Below are 18,971 nucleotides of genomic sequence, written 5' to 3' on the forward strand. Positions count from 1 at the left end.
GAACGGGACACGACCACGGCGGCCGTCGAAAAGCGGGGCCGGGTTGTGTCCCGTTCGGCGTCTAAGGTGGCGGGGGTGGGCGAGCAGAAGGAGCGGATGCTCCGCGGGGAGTTGTACCGGGACAACGATCCCGAGCTGAAGGCGGAGCGGGAACGCGCGCAGCGGTTGTGCGACGAGTTCAATCGCAGCGAGGCCGGGGACCGGGCGGGGCGGGAGGCGACGCTGCGGGCGCTGCTGGGGAAGTTCGGCGAGGGGTCCTGGATCAGGCCGCGATTCCAGTGCGACTACGGGTACCTGATCGAGATCGGCACGAACAGTTTCCTGAATTTCGATGCGATCCTGCTGGATTGCGCGCCGATCAGCATCGGCGACGACGTGTCGATCGGGCCGCGGTGTCAGTTGCTGACCGCGTTGCATCCGATGGAAGACCACGAATTGCGCAGGCAGCGCTGGGAGACGGCCGCGCCGATCCGGATCGGGAACAACGTGTGGTTCGGCGGCGGGGTGATCGTGTGCCCGGGGGTGACGGTCGGGGACGACACCGTGGTGGGCGCGGGCAGCGTGGTCACCAGGGATCTGCCGCCGAAGGTGTTCGCCGCGGGCAATCCGGCGCGGGTGATCCGCGAGCTGTGATCGCTGTCGTAGCGGATCGTTAGCCTGGGGTCATGTTGCGGACCCTGGCTGTCGAGAACTACCGGTCGTTGCGGCAGGTGATCATGCCGTTGGGCCGGCTCAATGTGGTGACCGGGGCGAATGGCAGCGGCAAATCCAGTCTGTACCGGACGCTGCGGCTGCTGGCCGACTTCTCCCGCAACGGGGCGATCGCCGCGCTGGCGCGGGAAGGGGGAGTGGCCTCCACCCTGTGGGCGGGTCCGGGTGGCAGCGGAATGTCCACCGGCGATTCGGCGGGCGTGCGGGTCGGGTTCGCCGGGGAAGACTTCGGGTACGCCGCCGAGCTGGGCATGCCGGTGCCCGATGCGACCTCGATGTTCAACCTCGATCCGGTGATCAAGGCCGAGGCGGTCTGGGCCGGACCGGTGCTGCGCCCCGCCACCCTGCTGGCCGACCGCGGCGGTCCGGTCGTGCGACTACGCGACGACGACGGCGGCTGGGCGATGGTGCCGCACGCACTGCGACCGTTCGACAGCATGCTCAGCGAGCTGGCCGATCCGCAGAGCGCGCCGGATCTGCTGGTGCTGCGCGAACGCATCCGATCCTGGCGGTTCTACGACCACCTGCGCACCGATGCCGACGCGCCCGCCCGATCACCGCAGATCGGCACCCGCACGACGGTGCTCGGCCACGACGGCGCCGACCTCGCCGCGGCCCTGCAAACCATCCGCGAGATCGGCGACGCGCACATCCTCACCCAGGCGATCGACCGCGCGTTCCCCGGCAGCGAGGTCGAGATCGTCGACCGCGACGGCAGATTCGAGCTCGCGCTCTATCAGCGCGGCCTGATCCGCCCGCTCGGCGGCGCCGAACTCTCCGACGGCACCCTGCGCTACCTGCTCCTGGTCGCCGCCCTCCTGACCCCGCGCCCACCCGAACTCCTGGTCCTCAACGAGCCGGAGACCAGCCTGCACCCCGAACTGCTCGCCCCGCTGGCCGAACTCATCGCCACCGTCGCGGCGGACACCCAGGTGGTGGTCGTCACGCACGCGCGGCCGCTGGTCACCGCGCTGACCGCGAGCGCGCCGGAGCTGCACACCGTCGAGCTGGTCAAGGACAACGGCGCGACGACCATCGCGGGCCAGGGCAGGCTCGATCAACCGCCCTGGTACTGGCCGAAACGCTAGCGGCCGATGATTTCGCCGCACCCCCGCCGTCAGTAGTGATGCCATGCCTACTTAAGGAGAACCAACAATGAGCAACGGCAAAGATCTCGCACTCACCCACGTCGCCATGCTCGTCGGCGATCAGGATCGGGCGCTCGAGTTCTATCGCGACGTGCTTGGCCTCGAGGTCCGTCAGGACATGCCGTTTCCCGGCGGGCGCTGGCTGACCGTCGGACCGGTCGGCCAGCCCGGCCTCGAATTCATTCTCGAGGTGCCGGAGATGAACCCGGACGCGGCGGCGCGCGAGGCGGCGCAGGCGCGGCTGAACAACGGCGCGGCGGGCACGTTGATCTTCACCGTCCAGTCGGCCGACGACACCTTCGCCCGGCTGCGCGACGCCGGCGTCGAGGTCACCCAGGAACCGATCAGCCAGCCGTACGGCATGCGCGACTGCGGCTTCCGCGATCCGTGGGGCAACCACCTCCGGTTCTCCGAGGTTCTCGGCTGAGTCAGCCGAAACCCGTTGACCCCCTGGGCTTCCCCGGGGTCAACTGGCGCGGCTGAGCACCGCGATGGGCAGCTTGCGCGAGGTGAGCGCCTGGTAGGTCGCGAAATCCGGGTACTGGGCCACCAGCTTGCGCCAGTACCCGGCGTGCTCGGCCGGATCGGTGATCACCCGCGCGGTCACCGCCCAGCTCTCCCGGCCGACCCGGGCCTGCCCGCCGCCCGCGGCGACCAGATTGCCCCACCAGGCCGGCGGTTTCGGGTTGCCGCCGTAGGACCCGGTGACCAGCAGATCGTCGCCGTCGCGGACCAGCATCAGGATCACCGGGCGCGGCTCGCCGGTCTTGCGTCCGGGCACGGTCAGCTGGAATACCGGGCGGCCCATGAACTTTCCGAGCACCGTGCCGTCGAAACGTTGATACACCGCGTTGTGCAGCCGGCTCTGCCAGCGGCTGATCGCGTTCAGCCTGGTGGTGCCGAAATGCGCGAACCGGCCGCTGAGGCTGAGCGCGGCGGGACTGTCGGGGGTGTTCTCGGCCATGGTCGTCCTCCCGTGTGCTGCGATGCCGTTGGACGGCCCGCGGCGACACGGTGTGGGCGGCGTCGCATACCAACGGGGACCGGACGGCAATACTGTCTGATCATGGGTGAATCGACGAGCGAGACGCAACACGACGACGCCATCCGGCCGCTACGCGACGACATCCGGTTTCTCGGCGGGGTACTCGGCGACGCCATCCGCGACCACGAGGGTCCCGAGGTATTCGACCTCATCGAGCGGGTGCGCATCGAGGCCTTCCGGGTGCGCCGGGCCGAGGTGGAGCGCAGCGCCGTGGCCGAGATGCTCGACGGGGTCGACATCGCGGTGGCACTGCCGCTGATCCGTGCGTTCAGCTATTTCGTGCTGCTGGCCAACCTGGCCGAGGACATCCAGCGTGATCGCCGGCGCAAGGCGCACGAGGCGGCCGGTGAGCCGCCGCAGGATTCGTCGCTGGCCGCCACCTATCGCAAGCTCGACGCGGCGGCGCTGGACGGCGCCGAGGTCGCCGACCTGCTGGCCGACGCGCTGGTCTCGCCGGTGATCACCGCGCACCCCACGGAAACTCGCCGCCGCACGGTCTTCGACAGCCAGACCCGGATCACCGAACTGATGCGGCTGCGTCAGCGCTACACCGAAACCGACCGCGAGCGAGCCGAATTCGAGCAGCAGATCCGCAGGCAGGTGCTCAGCCTGTGGCGCACCGCGCTGATCCGGTTGCAGCGCTTGCGGATCCAGGACGAGATCTCGGTCGGCCTGCGCTACTACGACATCACCCTGTTCGACGTGATCCCGGCGATCAACGCCGAGGTGCGCGCGGCGCTGCGCTCGCGCTGGCCCGGTGCCGAACTGCTGCCCCGGCCGATCCTGCGCCCCGGCTCCTGGATCGGCGGCGACCGCGACGGAAATCCCTACGTCACCGCGGATGTCGTGCGCCAGGCCGGACACCAGGCGGCGACGGTCGCCTTCTCCCGCTACCTGCGCGAACTGGTGGAGCTGGAGAAGGCGCTGGCCCTCTCGGCGCGGCTCGTTCAGGTGACACCCGAGGTGGCCGCCCTGGCCGAGGCCGGATACCCCGATCCCGCCACCCATGCCGACGAGCCGTATCGCCGTGCGCTGCACACCATTCGAGGCAGGCTGACCGCGACCGCGCGGCGCGCCCTCGGTGAGATCCCGCCGGACGGACTCGAGCTCGGCGCGGAACCGTACCCGACCCCGCAGGCCGTGCTCGACGACCTCGACGCGGTGGACGCCTCCCTGCGCCGCAGCGGCGACGACCTGCTCGCCGATGACCGGCTCGCCGCGCTGCGCCACGCCATCGAGACCTTCGGCTTCCACCTCCAGGGCCTGGACATGCGGCAGAACTCGGAGGTGCACGAGCAGGTCGTCGCGGAGCTGTTCGCCTGGGCGGGAGTGCATCCGGACTACGCGAACCTGTCCGAGCCGGAGCGCGTTGCGCTGCTCGCCGAGGAACTGCGCACCCGTCGCCCGCTGCTCGGGCCGCACGCCAGGCTGAGCGAACTGGCCCGCAAGGAGGTCGATATCGTCTGCGCCGCACGCGATGTCGTCGACACGTTCGGCATCGAAGCGGTGCCCAACTACATCATCAGCATGTGCACCTCGGTCAGCGACATGCTGGAGGCGGCGCTGCTGCTGAAGGAGGGCGGCCTGCTCGATCCCGGCGAGCCGGATGGTCCGCCGCACTGCTCGGTGGGCATCGTCCCGCTGTTCGAGACCATCGAGGACCTCGGCGCCGGAGCGGCGACCTTGGCTGCCGCACTGGATGTTCCGGTGTACCGCGACCTGGTCGCCGCGCGCGGGATGCGGCAGGAGGTCATGCTCGGATACTCCGACTCCAACAAGGACGGCGGCTACCTCGCGGCCAACTGGGCGCTGTACCGGGCCGAACTCGACCTGGTCGAGGTGGCCCGCAAGGCCGGCATCCGGTTGCGGCTCTTCCACGGTCGCGGCGGCACCGTCGGTCGTGGCGGCGGCCGCAGCTACGACGCCATTCTCGCCCAGCCGGCCGGCGCCGTGCGCGGCTCGCTGCGGCTGACCGAGCAGGGCGAGGTGATCGCCGCCAAGTACGCCGAACCCGGTGCGGCGCATCGCAACCTGGAATCCCTCATCGCGGGCACCCTGGAGTCCACGCTGCTCGACGTGGAGGGTCTCGGCGCGGACGCGGAACCGTCCTACGAACTCATGGACGAACTCGCCGACCGGGCCCGCGCCGCCTACGCCCGCCTGGTGCACGAAACACCGGGATTCGTCGAGTATTTCCGCCAGTCCACCCCGGTGGCCGAGGTCGGCGACCTGAACATCGGCAGCAGGCCCGCCTCGCGCAAGCCGACCAACTCGGTCTCGGACCTGCGCGCCATCCCGTGGGTGATGTCCTGGAGCCAGGCCAGGGTGATGCTGCCCGGCTGGTACGGCACCGGCACGGCGCTGGAGGAATGGATCGGCGGCGATCCCGAACGCCTCGCGACGCTGACCGACCTGTATCGGCGCTGGCCGTTCCTGCGCACCGTGCTGTCGAACCTGGCGCAGGTGATGGCCAAGAGCGACCTCGACATCGCCGCTCGCTACGCCGAGCTGGTCGAGGACGTGGCGCTGCGCGAGCAGATCTTCGGCATGATCCGCGACGAGCACGCCAGGACCATCCGGATGCACGCCGCGATCACCGGCAACGATCACCTGCTCGCCGACAACCCGTCGCTGGCCGAGTCGATCCACAACCGCTTCCCGTACCTGGAGCCGCTGAACCAGATGCAGGTGGAGCTGCTGCGCAGGCTGCGCGCGGGCGACGATTCGGAGCTGGTGAAGCGCGGCATCCTGCTGACCATGAACGGCCTGGCCACCGCGCTGCGCAACTCGGGCTAGCGGGTCACCGTGCCGCGCGCGCCCGTTCGGCCTGGGCGAGCGTGGTGGCGACGAACGCCTGCGCCGCGGCGGTCAACGGGCCGCCGCGGTGCACCAGCCACTGCGGCAGCTTCTCCGGCGGATCGAACCGATAGACCTCGGCCCCCGCGCGCAGGGCCAGGTCGTGCCAGCCGTCCGGCATCAGCCCGGAGCCGATGCCGCGCAGCACCATCGGCAGCACCACGCTGCGGTCGCCGACCTCGGCCGCGATGTGCAGATCGCCGACGGTGGCGGCGAGCCGGTCGAAGCGCGCCCGGACCGCGGTGGCCGGCTGGGTGATGACAAAGCTCATGCCGCGCAGGTCTTCTGGCGTGACTGTGCCATCGGTGCCGATCTTCGTGCCCGGGGGAGCGACGAGCAGGAACTGTTCGTCGCGCAGGTGATGGGCCACCAGACCGCGCCCCGCGGGGCGTTCCGCGCTACCGCAAACCCCGGCCTCGCAGCGCCCGCGCAACACCATGGCGACCACCTCGGCGGCGGACAGTGCCGACCAGGTGCCGACCGTCAGCCCCGGGTGATGCTCGCGCAGTTCGGCGATGGTGCTGATCACCGGCTCCAGCGTGGAGGATGAGGTGGCCGCCACATCCACCCGCCCGACCACGCCCTCGCCGACCGCCTGCGCGGCCGCCCGCAGCGCGTCCAGATCCCGCAGCACCTGCCGCGCCCGGTCGGCCATGAACTCGCCCGCGTTGCTGAGCACCGCGTTGCGCCCGACCCGGTGAAACAGCGCCACCCCGAGCTCGCGCTCCAGCTTGCCGATCGCCCGCGACAGCGACGGCTGGGCTACCCGCAACGCCCGCGCGGCATGGGTGAACCCGCCGTGCTCGACGATGGCGACGAAGTACTCGAGCTGCCTGCGTTCCATAACCATAGGCTATCGGTTTGGTGCCATAGATGTCTTGGACGTACGTACCGCTCTAAGGCGATACTCGGCAGGTGTTCACCACGCGTCCTACCTTGCAGGGCACCTTCGGGATGGTGTCGTCAACCCACTGGCTCGCCTCGGCCGCCGCGATGGCGGTGCTCGAGAACGACGGTAACGCGTTCGACGCGGCGGTCGCCGCGGGGTTCGTGTTGCACGTGGTCGAGCCGCATCTGAACGGCCCGGCCGGCGAGGTGCCGATCATTCTCGCACCCGCGGGCCTGCCGCCGCGCGTGCTGTGCGGCCAGGGGCCCGCCCCGGCCGGCGCCACCATCGCCCGCTACAACGCGCTCGGCCTGGACCTGGTGCCCGGCACCGGTCCGCTCGCCGCCGCGGTCCCCGGCGCGTTCGACGCCTGGATGGTGCTGCTGCGCGACCACGGCACGAAGCGGCTGTCCGAGGTGCTGTCCTACGCGATCGGCAACGCCGAGCGCGGCCACCCTGCGGTGGAGCGGGTCGGCGAGACCGTCGAGACGGTCGCCGAGCTGTTCGAGAACGAATGGACCACCTCCGCCGAGCTGTACCTGAAGGACGGAAAGGCCCCTGCCGCAGGCGCATTGCTGCGCAATCCGGTGCTCGCCGCGACCTGGCGCAGGTTGATCGCCGAGGCCGAGGCCGCGAGCTCCGACCGGGACGGGCAGATCGAGGCCGCGCGGCGGATCTGGCGTGCGGGGTTCATCGCCGACGCGCTGGCCGCCGCCGCCGCGCGCCCGACCATGGACACCTCCGGCGAACGTCACGTCGGCTGGCTGACCGGTGACGATCTCGCGAATTTCAGTGCGACGTACGAGAATCCGGTCACCTACACGTGGAACGGCTGGACCGTCGCGAAGCCTGGCCTGTGGAGCCAGGGGCCGGTCCTGCTGCAACAACTCGCGCTGCTGCCGGAGCGGCTGGAATACGGCACGCCGGAGTACTACCACACGCTGATCGAGGGCTCGAAGCTCGCGATGGCCGACCGGGAGGCGTGGTACGGCGACAGCACCCAGGTCTCGCTGTCGACCCTGCTTTCCCCCTGGTACAACGCGCAGCGCAGCGCGCTGATCGGACCGCAGGCCTCCTACGAACTGCGCCCCGGCAGCCCGGACGGCCAGCGGCCGCGGCTGAGCGGCTACGTACAGACCAATTCCGTTGGGGCCGTTGATGCCGCGGTGGGCGCGGGCGAGCCGACGGTGGCCACCTCCGGTGCCACCCGCGGCGACACCTGCCAGCTCGATATCGTCGATCGCTGGGGCAACATGATCGCGGCGACGCCCAGTGGTGGCTGGCTGCAATCGAATCCGGTGGTCCCCGAGCTCGGCTTCCCGCTCGGCACCCGACTACAGATGTCCTGGCTGGAGCCGGGACTGCCCAACTCGCTCGCGCCGGGCCGCCGCCCGCGCACCACGCTCAGCCCGTCGCTGGCGCTGCGCGACGGTGAGGCGGTGATGGCATTCGGTACGCCGGGCGGCGATCAACAGGATCAGTGGAGCCTGCATTTCTTCCTTGCGGTCGCGCTGCGCGAGAAAGTGCGGGGCGGACTCGATCTGCAAGGCGCCATCGATGCCCCGAACTGGCATCAGGAAAGTTTCCCCGGCTCGTTCTATCCGCGGGCGATGAGCCCGGGTGCGGTGATCGTGGAGTCGCGCATCGGCACCGAGGTGATCGCCGACCTGGAGCGACGCGGACACAGCGTGACCGTGGGCCCGCCGTGGTCGGAAGGCCGCTTGTGCGCGGTGGCTCGGGACCGGGAGAACGGTGTACTTTCAGCTGGAGCCAATCCACGGGGCATGCAGGGCTACGCCGCGGGACGATAACTGAACGACTGAAATGGAGAATAGCGGTCCGGTTACGCCGGACCGCTATTTGTCGTGTCATTTGGAAGTTCTCGCCGATTCGCGTGATGTCGTGCGCAAGAACATTCTACGAAAAGGAATACCCGGCGAGAAAAGTGCGAAACGTTGAAGTATCTTGTAGCGCATGCTCGCTCGCTTCACACGGATGCTGGTGCTCGGCGTCACCGCCGTCGCCATCGCTTCCTGCGCACCGGTACAGCACCCCGCTGGGACCGCAACGCACACAGATGATTACGGCACACCCGTGGGATCGCAGCCGGTACGTGAGGGCGGCGACCTGGTGATGGGCCTTTCCTCCGAACCGGACAAGCTCGACCCGACCACCTCCAGCTCCCTCTACACGCGTTACGTCATGAACTCGATCTGCGAGAAGCTCTATGACAACGACGCGTCCGGAAATCTGGTGCCGCAGTTGGCTACTGCGATGCCTACCGTCTCCGAGGACGGCCTGACCGTCACCATCCCGGTGCGTACCGGAATCAAGTTCGCCGACGGCGCCCCGTTCGACGCGGCCGCCGTGCAGACCAGCCTCCAGCGGCACTTCAGCATGAAAACCTCGCAGCGGACCAGCGAAATGGGTCCGGTCGCTTCGATCGAGACCGCCGATCCGACGCACGTTGTGATTCGCTACAAAAAGCCCTTCGCGCCGATCACCGCCGCGCTCGCCGACCGCGCCGGAATGATCATGTCCCCGGTCGAACTCGCGAAGGACGAGGGCAAGAACTTCGCCGATCACCCGGTGTGCGTCGGACCGTTCAAGTTCGTCAAGCGCATTCCGCAGACCTCGATCATCGTCGAACGCGATCCGCTGTACTACGACGCGAAGAAGGTGCACCTCGACACGGTCACCTACCGCATCATGATCGACGCCAATATTCGCGCGTCGAACCTGCGCTCCGGTGACATCCAGGTCGCCGACACCATCTCCCCGCAGGACGTCGACGCGCTGGCCAAGAACCCGGATCTGCGCCTGCTGCAATCGGGATCGCTCGGTTTCCAGGGCATCTACCTCAATATCGGCAACGTCGACGGCGTCGGCAAGCCGGCCAAGCCGATCGATACCCCGCTGGCGAAGAACGCGAAGATCCGCGAGGCGCTCTCGCTGAGCGTCGACCGGCAGACCCTGGTCAACACGGTATTCAACAACTGGTACGAGCCCGCGTGTTCGGGGATCGTGCCGAAGAGCACCTATGCCACCCCGGCCGGAATCGCGTGCCCCACGTACGATCCGCAGAAGTCGAAGCAATTGCTCATCGAGGCCGGCGTGCAGCTGCCGTACCCGATCACCATGCAGGTCACCAATTCCCAGGATCAGCTCCGGTACGCCCAGGCGTTGCAGGCCAACGTCGCCGAGGGCGGATTCGACCTGAAGATCGTGCCCACCGAATACTCGACCCTGCTGGACGTGCAGAAGCGCGGCACCTACGAGGCGCTGTTCCTCGGCTGGTCCGGCCGGCTCGACCCGGACGCCAATATCACCCGATTCATGACCACCGGTTCGGGCGGTAACTACGGCGGTTTCAGTTCGCCTAAACTCGACGACTTGCTCGCCAAGGCCGCGCGCACCACCGATACCGCGCAGCGCGCCGAACTCTATGGGCAGTCGACAAAGGTGATCCAAGAGGAGAACCCGTACATCTACACCTACCGAATCCGCGTGCTGACCGTGCACACCGCGCGGGTGACCGGCATCGAGGCGTATGCCGACGGTGTGGTCCGCCTCGGTAAGGCCGCCTTCACGGACGAGAAGAGCTGAATAGGCGCGCGGTAGCGCAATAGCCGAACACCGACGAGGAATAGCGGTCCGGATTCGCCGGACCGCTATTTTCCGTATCGATTTCCGGTCGCCGTGATTTCTACCGGTGGCGGCTAAGAGAACAATGTACAAAAAGAAACGGTGGTGGCGAAAAATGCACCGTGTTGAAGTATGTTGTAGCGCATGCTCGTTCGCTCCACTCGGATGGCGGTCCTCGGTGTCGTCGCCGCCGTCCTCGCTGCCTGCGCACCGACGCAACACGCCACCCCGCCCGCGACGCACGTCGACGATTACGGCACGCCCATCGGTACGCAGCCGGTGCGTGAGGGCGGTGACCTGGTGATGGGCCTGTCGAACGAACCCGACAAGCTCGATCCGACCACCTCCAGCTCGCTCTACATGCGTTACGTGATGAGCACGATCTGCGAGAAGCTCTACGACAACGATGCCTCCGGAAATCTGGTGCCGCAGTTGGCCACCGCGCTGCCGGACATCTCGTCGGACGGGCTCACCGTCACCATTCCCGTACGCAGCGGGATCCAGTTCGCCGACGGCACCCAGTTCAACGCCGCCGCGGTCGAGACCAGCCTGCAGCGGCACTGGAAGATGGAGGGTTCCCAGCGTACCGGCGAGATGGGCCCGATCGACGAGATCGAGGCCGTCGACTCGACGCACGTGACGATCAGGTACCGGGAGCCGTTCGCGCCGCTCACCGCCGCGCTCGCCGACCGCGCCGGGATGATCATGTCGCCGGCCGCGCTCAAGGAGTCGGAGAAGAACTTCGGCGATCACCCGGTATGTGTCGGGCCGTTCAAGTTCGTCAAGCGGGTCCCGAACACCTCGATCCAGGTGGCGCGCGACCCGCTGTACTACGACGCGAAGAACGTGCACTTCGATTCGATCACCTATCGGATCATGCCGGACGCCAAGACCAGGTCGGCGAACCTGCGCTCCGGTGACATCCAGGTCGGCGACACGATGTCCCCGATGGACATCGACAGCCTGGTGAAGTTGCCGCAGCTGCGAGTCCTGCAATCGGGATCGTTCGGTTTCCAGGGCCTGTATCTCAATATCGGCAACGTCGACGGCGCGGGTAAACCGGTCAAGCCGATCAACACCGCCATCGCCAAGGACGCCAGGGTGCGGCTGGCGTTCTCGCTGGCCACCGATCGGGAGACCCTGGTCAAGAAGGTGTTCAACAACTGGTACGACCCGGCCTGCACGCCGATCGCGCCGCGTACCTCGTACGCGACGCAGGCGAGCACCGCCTGCCCGCTCTTCGATCCGCAGCGATCCAAGGCGCTGCTCGAGGAGGCCGGCGTGCAGCTGCCGTACCCGGTCACCATGCAGGTCACCAACACTCAGGACTACCTCCAGTACGCCGAAGCGCTGCGGGACAGCGTCGCGCAAGGCGGGTTCGATCTGCGGATCGTGCCGACCGAGTACTCGGCCATGCTGGACGCGCAGAAGCGCGGCACCTACGAGGCCCTGCTGCTCGGCTGGTCGGGCCGGCTGGACCCGGACGGCAACACCGCCCGGTTCCTGACCACCGGCTCGAGCGGTAACTACAGCGGATACAACTCCCGGGAACTGGACGAGATCCTCGGCTGGGCCGCACACAGTACGAGCGCCGCGCAACGCGGTGCGCTTTATGAGCAGGCGGTGCGGTTCATCGCGCGGGAAAACCCGTTCATCTACACCTACCGGCTGCGTAACTTGACCGTGCACTCGACATGGGTGACGGGCATCGAGGTGTATGCCGACGGCGCTGTCCGGCTCGGCAAGGCCGCGTTCGTCGCGGATCGGAAGGGCTGAAAAACCATGTTGCAGTATGTGTTTCACCGTCTGTGGCAGTCCGCTGTCACGTTGGTGCTCGCCTCGATCGTGGTCTTCATCGGGGTGCGCGCGCTGCCCGGTGACCCCGCCACGACCATGGCGGGCGAGCAGGCCGACCCCGCGGCCATCGCCGCCGTGCGCGCCGATCTCGGGCTGGACCAGTCGCTGCCGGTGCAGTACTTCCAGTTCGTCTGGCACGCGCTGACCGGCGACTTCGGCCGGTCCATCCGCACCGGAACCCCGGTGATCGACATGATCGGCACCACGCTGCCGGTGACCGTGCAGCTCGCGGTGTACGCGATGATCATCGCGGTGCTGGCCGGCGTGATCGGCGGCGTCATCGCGGCGGTCTACCGCGGCCGCTGGCCCGAGTGGGTGGCCAACGGGTTCTCGCTGGCCGCGCTGTCGGTGCCCACGTTCTGGGTCGGCATCCTCGCGGTGCTGTATCTCTCGGTGCAGCTCAACTGGTTCCCGGCCTCGGGCTACGTCTCGCCGTTCGAGCATCCGCTGCGCGGCCTCTACTTCCTCACCCTGCCCGCGATCATCCTCGGCCTCGCGCACGCGGCGGTGGTGCAGCGTCAGACCCGCTCGTCCATGGTGGAGACGCTGACCGCCGACTTCGTCCGCACGGCCAGGGCCAAGGGCCTGAGCCGCCCCGCGGTGATCTTCCGCTTCGGCCTGCGCAACAGCCTGATCGTGGTCACCACGATCGTCGGCCTGCAACTCGGCGGGCTCATCGCCGGCGCGGTGGTCACCGAGCGCATCTTCAGCCTGCCCGGCATGGGCAAGCTGACCCTCGACTCGGTGTTCACCAGGGACTACCCGGTGATCCAGGCGGTCATCATGGTGATCGCCACCGCCTACATCGTGATCAACCTGCTGGTCGATGTGCTGTACACGGTGATCGACCCGCGCGTGCGAGTGTCCGGGAGGGCGCAGTGACCATTACCGATACTCCGGCCGTCGAGACCAGTCCCGGCGTCGAGAACAAGCCGCTCGAGACCCCGCCGCTGACCGCGGTGCGCGGGCGGGTGCTGCGCCAGCTGTGGCGCAACCCGCTCGGCATGGTCGGCGCGGTGCTGCTGCTGATCGTGATCTTCGTCGGCGTGTTCGCGCCGCTGCTGGCGCCCTACTCGCCGAGCGAGGTGCACTTCTCCACCCCGTTCCAGCAGCCGGGCACCGTCGGATTCCTGCTGGGCACCGACGATCTGGGCCGCGACATCCTCTCCCGCGTGCTCTACGGCACCCGCGCCTCGCTCGAGGTCGGCGTGCTGTCGGTGCTGTGCGCGGTGTTGATCGGCGTGCCGCTCGGCCTGCTCGCCGGGTACTGGCGCACGCTGGACATGATCCTGTCCCGCCTGTCCGACGTGCTGCTCGCCTTCCCGTTCATCATCCTCGCGGTCGGGCTGACCGCGATCAACGGCGGCGGTCTGGCCGACGCCGCCATCGCGCTCGGCATCGCCCAGGTGCCGATCATGATGCGGGTGGTGCGCGCGGAAACGTTGCGGCTCAAGGAAACCGACTTCGTGCTCGCCGCGACCACGATGGACGTGCCGTCCTGGCGCATCCTCGGCGAGCACATCCTGCCCAACTCGCTGGCCCCGATCATCGTGCAGGCCACGGTGATCATGCCGACCGCGGTGATCGGCGAGGCGATCCTGTCCTTCCTCGGACTCGGCATCAAGCCGCCCGCGCCCAGCCTGGGCATCATGCTGTCCGACGCACAGCAGTACCTGCTCCGCACGCCGTGGCCGGGCATCTTCCCCGGTGTGGCGCTCGCGATCATCTGCTTGGGATTCAACCTCTTCGGCGACGCCCTGCGGGACGCGCTCGACCCGAAGACACGGCGCTGAAGGAGCCCGAATGAGTACAGTTTCGCAAGGCGATTCAACCAGGGGCGGCGCTCGGGTGGCAGGCGGTCCGGAACCACTCTTGGAGATCAGCGATCTGCGCGTGTCCTTCGGCGCGGTGAACGCCGTCAAGGGCGCGGACCTGGTCGTGCAGCCGGGGGAGCGGGTCGCGGTGGTCGGCGCCTCCGGATCCGGCAAATCCACACTGGCCCATGCGATCATCGGCCTGCTGCCCGGCTCGGGCGCGGTGACCGGCGGCAGCATCCGGTGGCGCGGCGAGGACATCACGAACGCCGAGGAGAAGCGGCTGCGCGCGTTGCGCGGCAAGGAGATCGGTCTGGTCCCGCAGGACCCGATGTCGAACCTGAACCCGGTGTCCCGGGTCGGGCGGCAGGTCTCGGAAACCCTGCTGGCACACAAGATCTGCTCGCGCGGCGAGGCGAAGGAGCGGGCCATCGAGCTGCTCGGCCAGGCCGGGTTGCCCGAGCCCGCGCGGCGGGCGCGGCAGTACCCGCACGAGTTCTCCGGCGGTATGCGCCAGCGGGCGCTGATCGCCATCGGTCTGGCCTGCCGACCGGATCTGCTGATCGCCGACGAGCCGACGTCGGCGCTGGATGTGACCGTGCAGCGGCAGATTCTGGATCATCTGGAGAAGCTGACCCAGGAGCTGGGTACCGCGCTGCTGCTGGTGACGCACGACCTCGGGCTGGCCGCGGAGCGCGCGGATCGGGTCGTGGTGATGTCGGACGGACGGATCGTCGAGTCCGGTCCGGCTCGGCAGGTGCTGACCGATCCGCAGGAGGAGTACACGCGGCGGTTGGTCGCGGCGGCGCCGGCGTTGATCGCGCCGCGCCGGGCCGATCCCGATGTGGTGGACGAGGTGCTCGAGGAGCAGGCCGCGGTCGGCGCGGAGGCGGCCGTCGAGACGGTGGTTGCCGAGACCGCCGTCGCCGAGCCGGCCGCTGACGAAAAGCCCGCCGGCGGTGCGGATGCCGAGGAGAAGGCGGTCGAGGGCAGCGTCGTCGATGAGGGCGACGCTGCCGCGGAGAAGGCTGCCGAGGAGGAGGCTGCCGCGGAGAAGGCGGTCGAGGAGAAGGCCGTCGAGGGTGGCGCCGCCGTCGCGGCCGCCGCAAATGGCAAGTCCGCCAAGGGCACCGAGAAGGTTGTCGCCGAAGCGGCCGAGGCCGAGGTTGCCGAGAAGTCCGCCGCCGCCAAGGCTTCCGCCGAGGACGTCGTCGCGGAGCAGGCGGCCGAGAGCACATCGGCCACTACGACGGACAAGGCCGCTGCCGAGGAGACCGACGGCAAGTCGTCCGGCACGGGAACCGCCGACGAGAAGACCGCCGGCACGGATGCCGTCGCCGAGAAGGCGGACGGCAAGTCGGCCGAGGCGGAGGTCGCGGACGGTCAGGCTGTCGTCGAGAAGGCCGATGACAAGCCGACCGAACCGGGGGCCGCCGAGGATAAGGCCGCCGACGATAAGGCCGATAGCGAGTTGGCCGCCGACAAGGCTGCCGATGCGAAGGCTGACGGCGAGTCGGCCGAGGAGAAGGTCGCCGACGCGAAGGCCGACGGTGAGCCGTCTGTCGAGGAGAACGCAGCCGGCGACGAGATCGCCGACAAGGCAGTCGATTCCACGCCGCAGACCGCCGTTGCCGAGGGTGGCGAGAAGTCGGCCGACAACAAGGCCGCCGAGCCGAAGATGTCCGCCGAGCAGGTCGCCGAGGCCGAGACCGCGATTGCGGAGCCGGCCAAGGCGGCTCCGATCCTCGAGGTCTCCGGCATCAGCAAGGAGTACAAGATTCGCGGTCGCGGCGGCGTGCTGCGCGCGGTCGACAACGTGTCGTTCTCGATCGCCCGCGGCCGCACCACGGCGATCGTCGGCGAGTCCGGCTCGGGCAAGACCACGACCGCGCGGATGGTGCTCGGCCTGGTGTCCGCCACCTCCGGCACGATCAAGCTGAACGGTGTCGACATGGTCGGCCTCAGCGGTGCGCCGTTGCGCGCGGCGCGGTTGTCGATGCAGCCGGTGTTCCAGGACCCGTACGCGTCGCTGGATCCGATGTGGACGGTCGAGCGGTTGATCGCGGAACCGTTGCGCGCCTTCGGGATCGGTGATCGTGCGGCGCGCCGCAAGCGGGTTTCCGAACTGCTGGAGCAGGTCGCGCTGCCCGCCGCCATGGCGCACCGCTACCCGAACGAGCTGTCCGGCGGCCAGCGCCAGCGGGTCGCGATCGCCAGGGCGCTGGCCATCGAGCCGCAGCTCGTGGTGTGCGACGAGGCGGTGTCCGCGCTGGATGTGCTGGTGCAGGACCAGATTCTGACGCTGCTCGCCTCGTTGCAGGAGCGGCTCGGCGTCAGCTACCTGTTCATCTCGCACGACCTCGCGGTGGTTCGTGCGCTGGCGCACGACGTCGTGGTGATGCGGGACGGCCGAGTGGTGGAGCAGGGTCCGGTCGAGGAGGTCCTCACCGCGCCCGCCGACCAGTACACGCGCCAACTGCTGGACGCGATCCCCGGAACGGGCGTTCTCGGCGGTGCCGTGCCGGACAAGGCCGACAAGAGCGACGAAGCCGACGAGGTCGAGGCTTCCGTCGACAGTGAACTGGCTGCGAAAGTCTAGGGCCCGCAGCCGAACCCAGGCCCCGCGTCGTGGCTGACTACACGGCGCGGCACCAGCCGCCCCGGCCTTCCGGCCGGGGCGGCTGCTTCGTCTCTACTCCGTGACGATCGCGATCGCGTCGATCTCGACCAGCATCTCCGCCCGCGGCAGCCCCGTGAAAACGGTGGTGCGGCTGGGCAATACGTCACCGGTGGTGTTGGCGTCGACGAACTCCCCGTAGGCCTCGTTCATCGCGCCGAAGTCGTCGCGGGTGGTCAGGTAGACGCGCAGCATCACCACATCGTCGAACGTCGCCCCGCTCGCGTCGACGATCGCCTTCACATTCTGCAGCGTGCGGATGGTCTGCGCCGCAGCGTCGCCCGGGTACAGGTACTCGTTGGTGATCGGGTCCACCGGACCCTGCCCAGAGACCTGCACGAACGGTCCCTTGCGCACGCCCTGGGAGAACGTGTGCGCGGGTGCGGGCGCGTCGGTGGTGCGGACGGCGATCTTCTCACTCATGGTCAGCCTTTCGTGGGGGTGGTTGCGCGGCCGGGAATCCAGCCGAGCTCGGCGGAGATGGCGTCGGCGGCCGCGCGAACCCGCGGCAGCTCGGCCAGCACCTGGTCGTGGTCGAGCAACATGTCCGGCACCGACATGGAGACCGCGGCGACCACCGCGCCGGTGCCGTTGCGCACCGGGACACCGATGCAGTTGACGAAGCTCTCGTGCTCCTCGTGGTCCTCCGCATAGCCCAGCGCGGCAACCTTTTCCAGTTCGATCAGGTAGCGCTCGGGGGTGCGGATGGTCCGCTCGGTGAACGGATGGAAGTCGATCTTCTCGGCGATGGCCCGCCACTCCGCGCGGGGCAGCGCCGAGATGAGCACCTTGCCGACGGCGGTGCAGTGCAGCGGCGCCGGGCGGCCGATCCTGGAGTACATGCGCACGCTCTGGGTCGCGTCGAGCTTGTCGATGTAGACGACGTCGCCGGATTCGTAGGTGGCGAGATGGATCGTCTGCTTGGTATCGGCGTTCAACGCGCTCAGGTGCGGCCGCGCGAGGGTGCGCACGTCGCGCTGCTCCAGGGTGCGATTGGCCAGCTCGAACAGCCGCGACCCGAGCACGTACCGGTGCTGGCTGTCGTGGGTGACGAAGCGCTGGGCCTCCATCGTCTGCAACAACCGCAGCACCGTCGACTTGTGCACGCCGAGCTGGGTGGCCAGCTGGTCGAGCGAGCGCGAATCTTCGCCCAGCGCGACGAGAATGGTCAACGCGCGCGACAAACTCTGACTCATGAGGCCACCTCCTGGATGACACTGTCGTTGTAATGCAGCCCGGCCCAGTCGATTTCGTCCAGCACGGCCAGGCGTTCCAGGATCGCGGTCGCGGGCAGTTCGGCTCCGTCGCCGGTTCCGGTCAATGCCGCCGCCGCGCAGAGATGCCCGAATCGCAAGCGCTGCACCAGCGGCCGGCCGTGCAGCAGTGCGGCGAGATAGCCGCCGGCGAACGCGTCGCCCGCGCCGATCCGCTCGGTGATCTCCAGCCCGAGCGCGGGCACCTCGACGCGTTCGGCGCCGGCGAATCCGGTGACCGTGTGCGCGTCGTTCTTGACGATCAGCTGCGCGGGTTCGGGGAACCGGGCGCGCAGTTCGTCGGCGTCGTCGGTGCCGAAGACCGCGCCCGCCTCGTCCGCGCCGAGGAAGACCACGTCGCTGCCGCGCACATGCCGGGCGAGCACCTCGGCGGCGAGTTCGCCGCGGCCTGCCCACAATGCGGGTCGGAAGTTCAGGTCGAAACTGACCAGCCTGCCGTTGCGGGGCAGCGCGAGCAGTGCCTCGGTGAGCCCGGTCGCCGACGCGGACAGCGCGGTGGTGATCCCGGTGAAGTGCACCAGGTCGCAGTGCGCGAGCAGATCCGCCGCCGCGGTCGCCGCGAGATCGGCGGGCGAGAGCGCGCTGGCCGCCGAGCCGGTCCGGTAGTAGAGCATGCGACTGGCCCGCTCGGCCAGATCGGTGGCCTTGCCCGAGCCGCTCCCGCGTTCCTTGACGTACACCGCGGTCGGCCTGCCCGGATCGGTGACCACCGCCGACACGTCGACGCCGTGCGCGGCCAGGTGCGCGACGAGATAGCGGCCGAAGCCGTCGTCGCCGACCCTGGACAGCCAGGCGGTGTCGACCCCCAGCTGGCGCAGCACGGTGGCCACGTTCGCCTCCGCGCCGCCCGCGGTCCGTTCGAAGATCTCCGACTCCTCCAGCGGTCCCGGCTGCGCCACCAGCACCGCGAGTCCCTCGCCGACAGTTACCGCCCGTGAGCGGGTCGACGTAGGCCACGTCACACCGATCTCCTTCCTGTGCTTGCGGCCACCGGCCATCCCGTGCAGAATAACCACACGAAACACGATGCGCAACAAGCATTGCAAAATATGCAATAG

15 protein-coding genes and 1 pseudogene are annotated in these 18,971 nt (G+C 68.8%); 11 read left to right on the plus strand and 5 right to left on the minus strand.

Going from position 1 to position 18,971, the window contains the following annotated elements:
* The first annotated feature begins 75 nt into the window (after positions 1 to 75).
* The 3 genes from ACFQ9K_RS32120 to ACFQ9K_RS32130 all read left to right on the plus strand — a co-directional run bounded on the left by ACFQ9K_RS32120 (position 76) and on the right by ACFQ9K_RS32130 (position 2,286).
* Positions 76 to 633, plus strand: coding sequence for a sugar O-acetyltransferase (locus tag ACFQ9K_RS32120; protein WP_378722632.1), 558 nt, complete (start codon positions 76 to 78; stop codon positions 631 to 633).
* A gap of 32 nt (positions 634 to 665) precedes the next feature.
* Positions 666 to 1,799: an AAA family ATPase gene (locus ACFQ9K_RS32125; RefSeq protein ID WP_378722631.1), complete on the plus strand. Its 1,134-nt coding sequence runs from the start codon at positions 666 to 668 to the stop codon at positions 1,797 to 1,799.
* A gap of 67 nt (positions 1,800 to 1,866) precedes the next feature.
* On the plus strand, positions 1,867 to 2,286 hold the full coding sequence (locus tag ACFQ9K_RS32130; RefSeq protein WP_378722630.1) for a VOC family protein: 420 nt from the start codon (positions 1,867 to 1,869) through the stop codon (positions 2,284 to 2,286).
* 39 nt (positions 2,287 to 2,325) lie between these two features.
* On the opposite strand, the gene ACFQ9K_RS32135 is transcribed toward ACFQ9K_RS32130, so the two are convergent.
* A complete protein-coding gene (locus ACFQ9K_RS32135; protein WP_378722628.1) occupies positions 2,326 to 2,823 on the minus strand; it encodes a nitroreductase/quinone reductase family protein in 498 nt (165 codons plus the stop codon).
* A 102-nt stretch (positions 2,824 to 2,925) separates the two neighbouring features.
* Here ACFQ9K_RS32135 and ppc point away from each other — a divergent pair, with 102 nt between their 5' ends.
* Complete coding sequence (gene ppc / locus ACFQ9K_RS32140) at positions 2,926 to 5,700, plus strand: phosphoenolpyruvate carboxylase (RefSeq protein ID WP_378722627.1); 2,775 nt, start codon at positions 2,926 to 2,928, stop codon at positions 5,698 to 5,700.
* Between the two features lie 4 nt (positions 5,701 to 5,704).
* Here the strand turns inward: ppc and ACFQ9K_RS32145 are convergent, their stop codons facing one another.
* Positions 5,705 to 6,604, minus strand: a complete 900-nt coding sequence (locus ACFQ9K_RS32145) for a LysR family transcriptional regulator (RefSeq protein WP_378722625.1) — start codon at positions 6,602 to 6,604, stop codon at positions 5,705 to 5,707.
* Between the two features lie 71 nt (positions 6,605 to 6,675).
* On the opposite strand from ACFQ9K_RS32145, the gene ACFQ9K_RS32150 reads away from it, so the two are divergent.
* From ACFQ9K_RS32150 to ACFQ9K_RS32180, 7 genes and pseudogenes are all read left to right on the plus strand, one after another.
* On the plus strand, positions 6,676 to 8,457 hold the full coding sequence (locus tag ACFQ9K_RS32150; RefSeq protein WP_378722624.1) for a gamma-glutamyltransferase family protein: 1,782 nt from the start codon (positions 6,676 to 6,678) through the stop codon (positions 8,455 to 8,457).
* 163 nt (positions 8,458 to 8,620) lie between these two features.
* Entirely contained in the window at positions 8,621 to 10,252 is a 1,632-nt protein-coding gene (locus tag ACFQ9K_RS32155) for an ABC transporter substrate-binding protein (RefSeq protein WP_378722623.1), read from the plus strand.
* A gap of 183 nt (positions 10,253 to 10,435) precedes the next feature.
* Complete coding sequence (locus ACFQ9K_RS32160) at positions 10,436 to 12,067, plus strand: ABC transporter substrate-binding protein (protein ID WP_378722622.1); 1,632 nt, start codon at positions 10,436 to 10,438, stop codon at positions 12,065 to 12,067.
* An 18-nt stretch (positions 12,068 to 12,085) separates the two neighbouring features.
* Positions 12,086 to 13,030, plus strand: coding sequence for an ABC transporter permease (locus tag ACFQ9K_RS32165; RefSeq protein WP_378722621.1), 945 nt, complete (start codon positions 12,086 to 12,088; stop codon positions 13,028 to 13,030).
* Positions 13,027 to 13,941, plus strand: coding sequence for an ABC transporter permease (locus ACFQ9K_RS32170; protein ID WP_378722620.1), 915 nt, complete (start codon positions 13,027 to 13,029; stop codon positions 13,939 to 13,941). Before ACFQ9K_RS32165 ends, ACFQ9K_RS32170 begins: the two co-directional genes overlap by 4 nt.
* Before the next feature lie 10 nt (positions 13,942 to 13,951).
* Positions 13,952 to 14,854, plus strand: a pseudogene (locus ACFQ9K_RS32175) (ABC transporter ATP-binding protein); the annotation flags it as partial.
* Between the two features lie 12 nt (positions 14,855 to 14,866).
* Positions 14,867 to 16,561, plus strand: coding sequence for an ATP-binding cassette domain-containing protein (locus ACFQ9K_RS32180; protein WP_378984002.1), 1,695 nt, complete (start codon positions 14,867 to 14,869; stop codon positions 16,559 to 16,561).
* Positions 16,562 to 16,654: 93 nt separating this feature from the next.
* On the opposite strand, the gene ACFQ9K_RS32185 is transcribed toward ACFQ9K_RS32180, so the two are convergent.
* From ACFQ9K_RS32185 to ACFQ9K_RS32195, 3 genes are read right to left on the minus strand one after another with little or no spacing between them, the layout of a single operon-like run.
* On the minus strand, positions 16,655 to 17,062 hold the full coding sequence (locus ACFQ9K_RS32185; protein ID WP_378725863.1) for a RidA family protein: 408 nt from the start codon (positions 17,060 to 17,062) through the stop codon (positions 16,655 to 16,657).
* A 2-nt stretch (positions 17,063 to 17,064) separates the two neighbouring features.
* Complete coding sequence (locus ACFQ9K_RS32190; protein ID WP_378725864.1) at positions 17,065 to 17,835, minus strand: IclR family transcriptional regulator; 771 nt, start codon at positions 17,833 to 17,835, stop codon at positions 17,065 to 17,067.
* Entirely contained in the window at positions 17,832 to 18,875 is a 1,044-nt protein-coding gene (locus ACFQ9K_RS32195; protein WP_378725865.1) for a sugar kinase, read from the minus strand. Before ACFQ9K_RS32195 ends, ACFQ9K_RS32190 begins: the two co-directional genes overlap by 4 nt.
* Positions 18,876 to 18,971: the final 96 nt, after the last annotated feature.

Origin of the sequence: Nocardia sp. NPDC056564, from assembly GCF_042793755.1 — a bacterium.
Taxonomy (GTDB): Bacteria; Actinomycetota; Actinomycetes; order Mycobacteriales; family Mycobacteriaceae; genus Nocardia.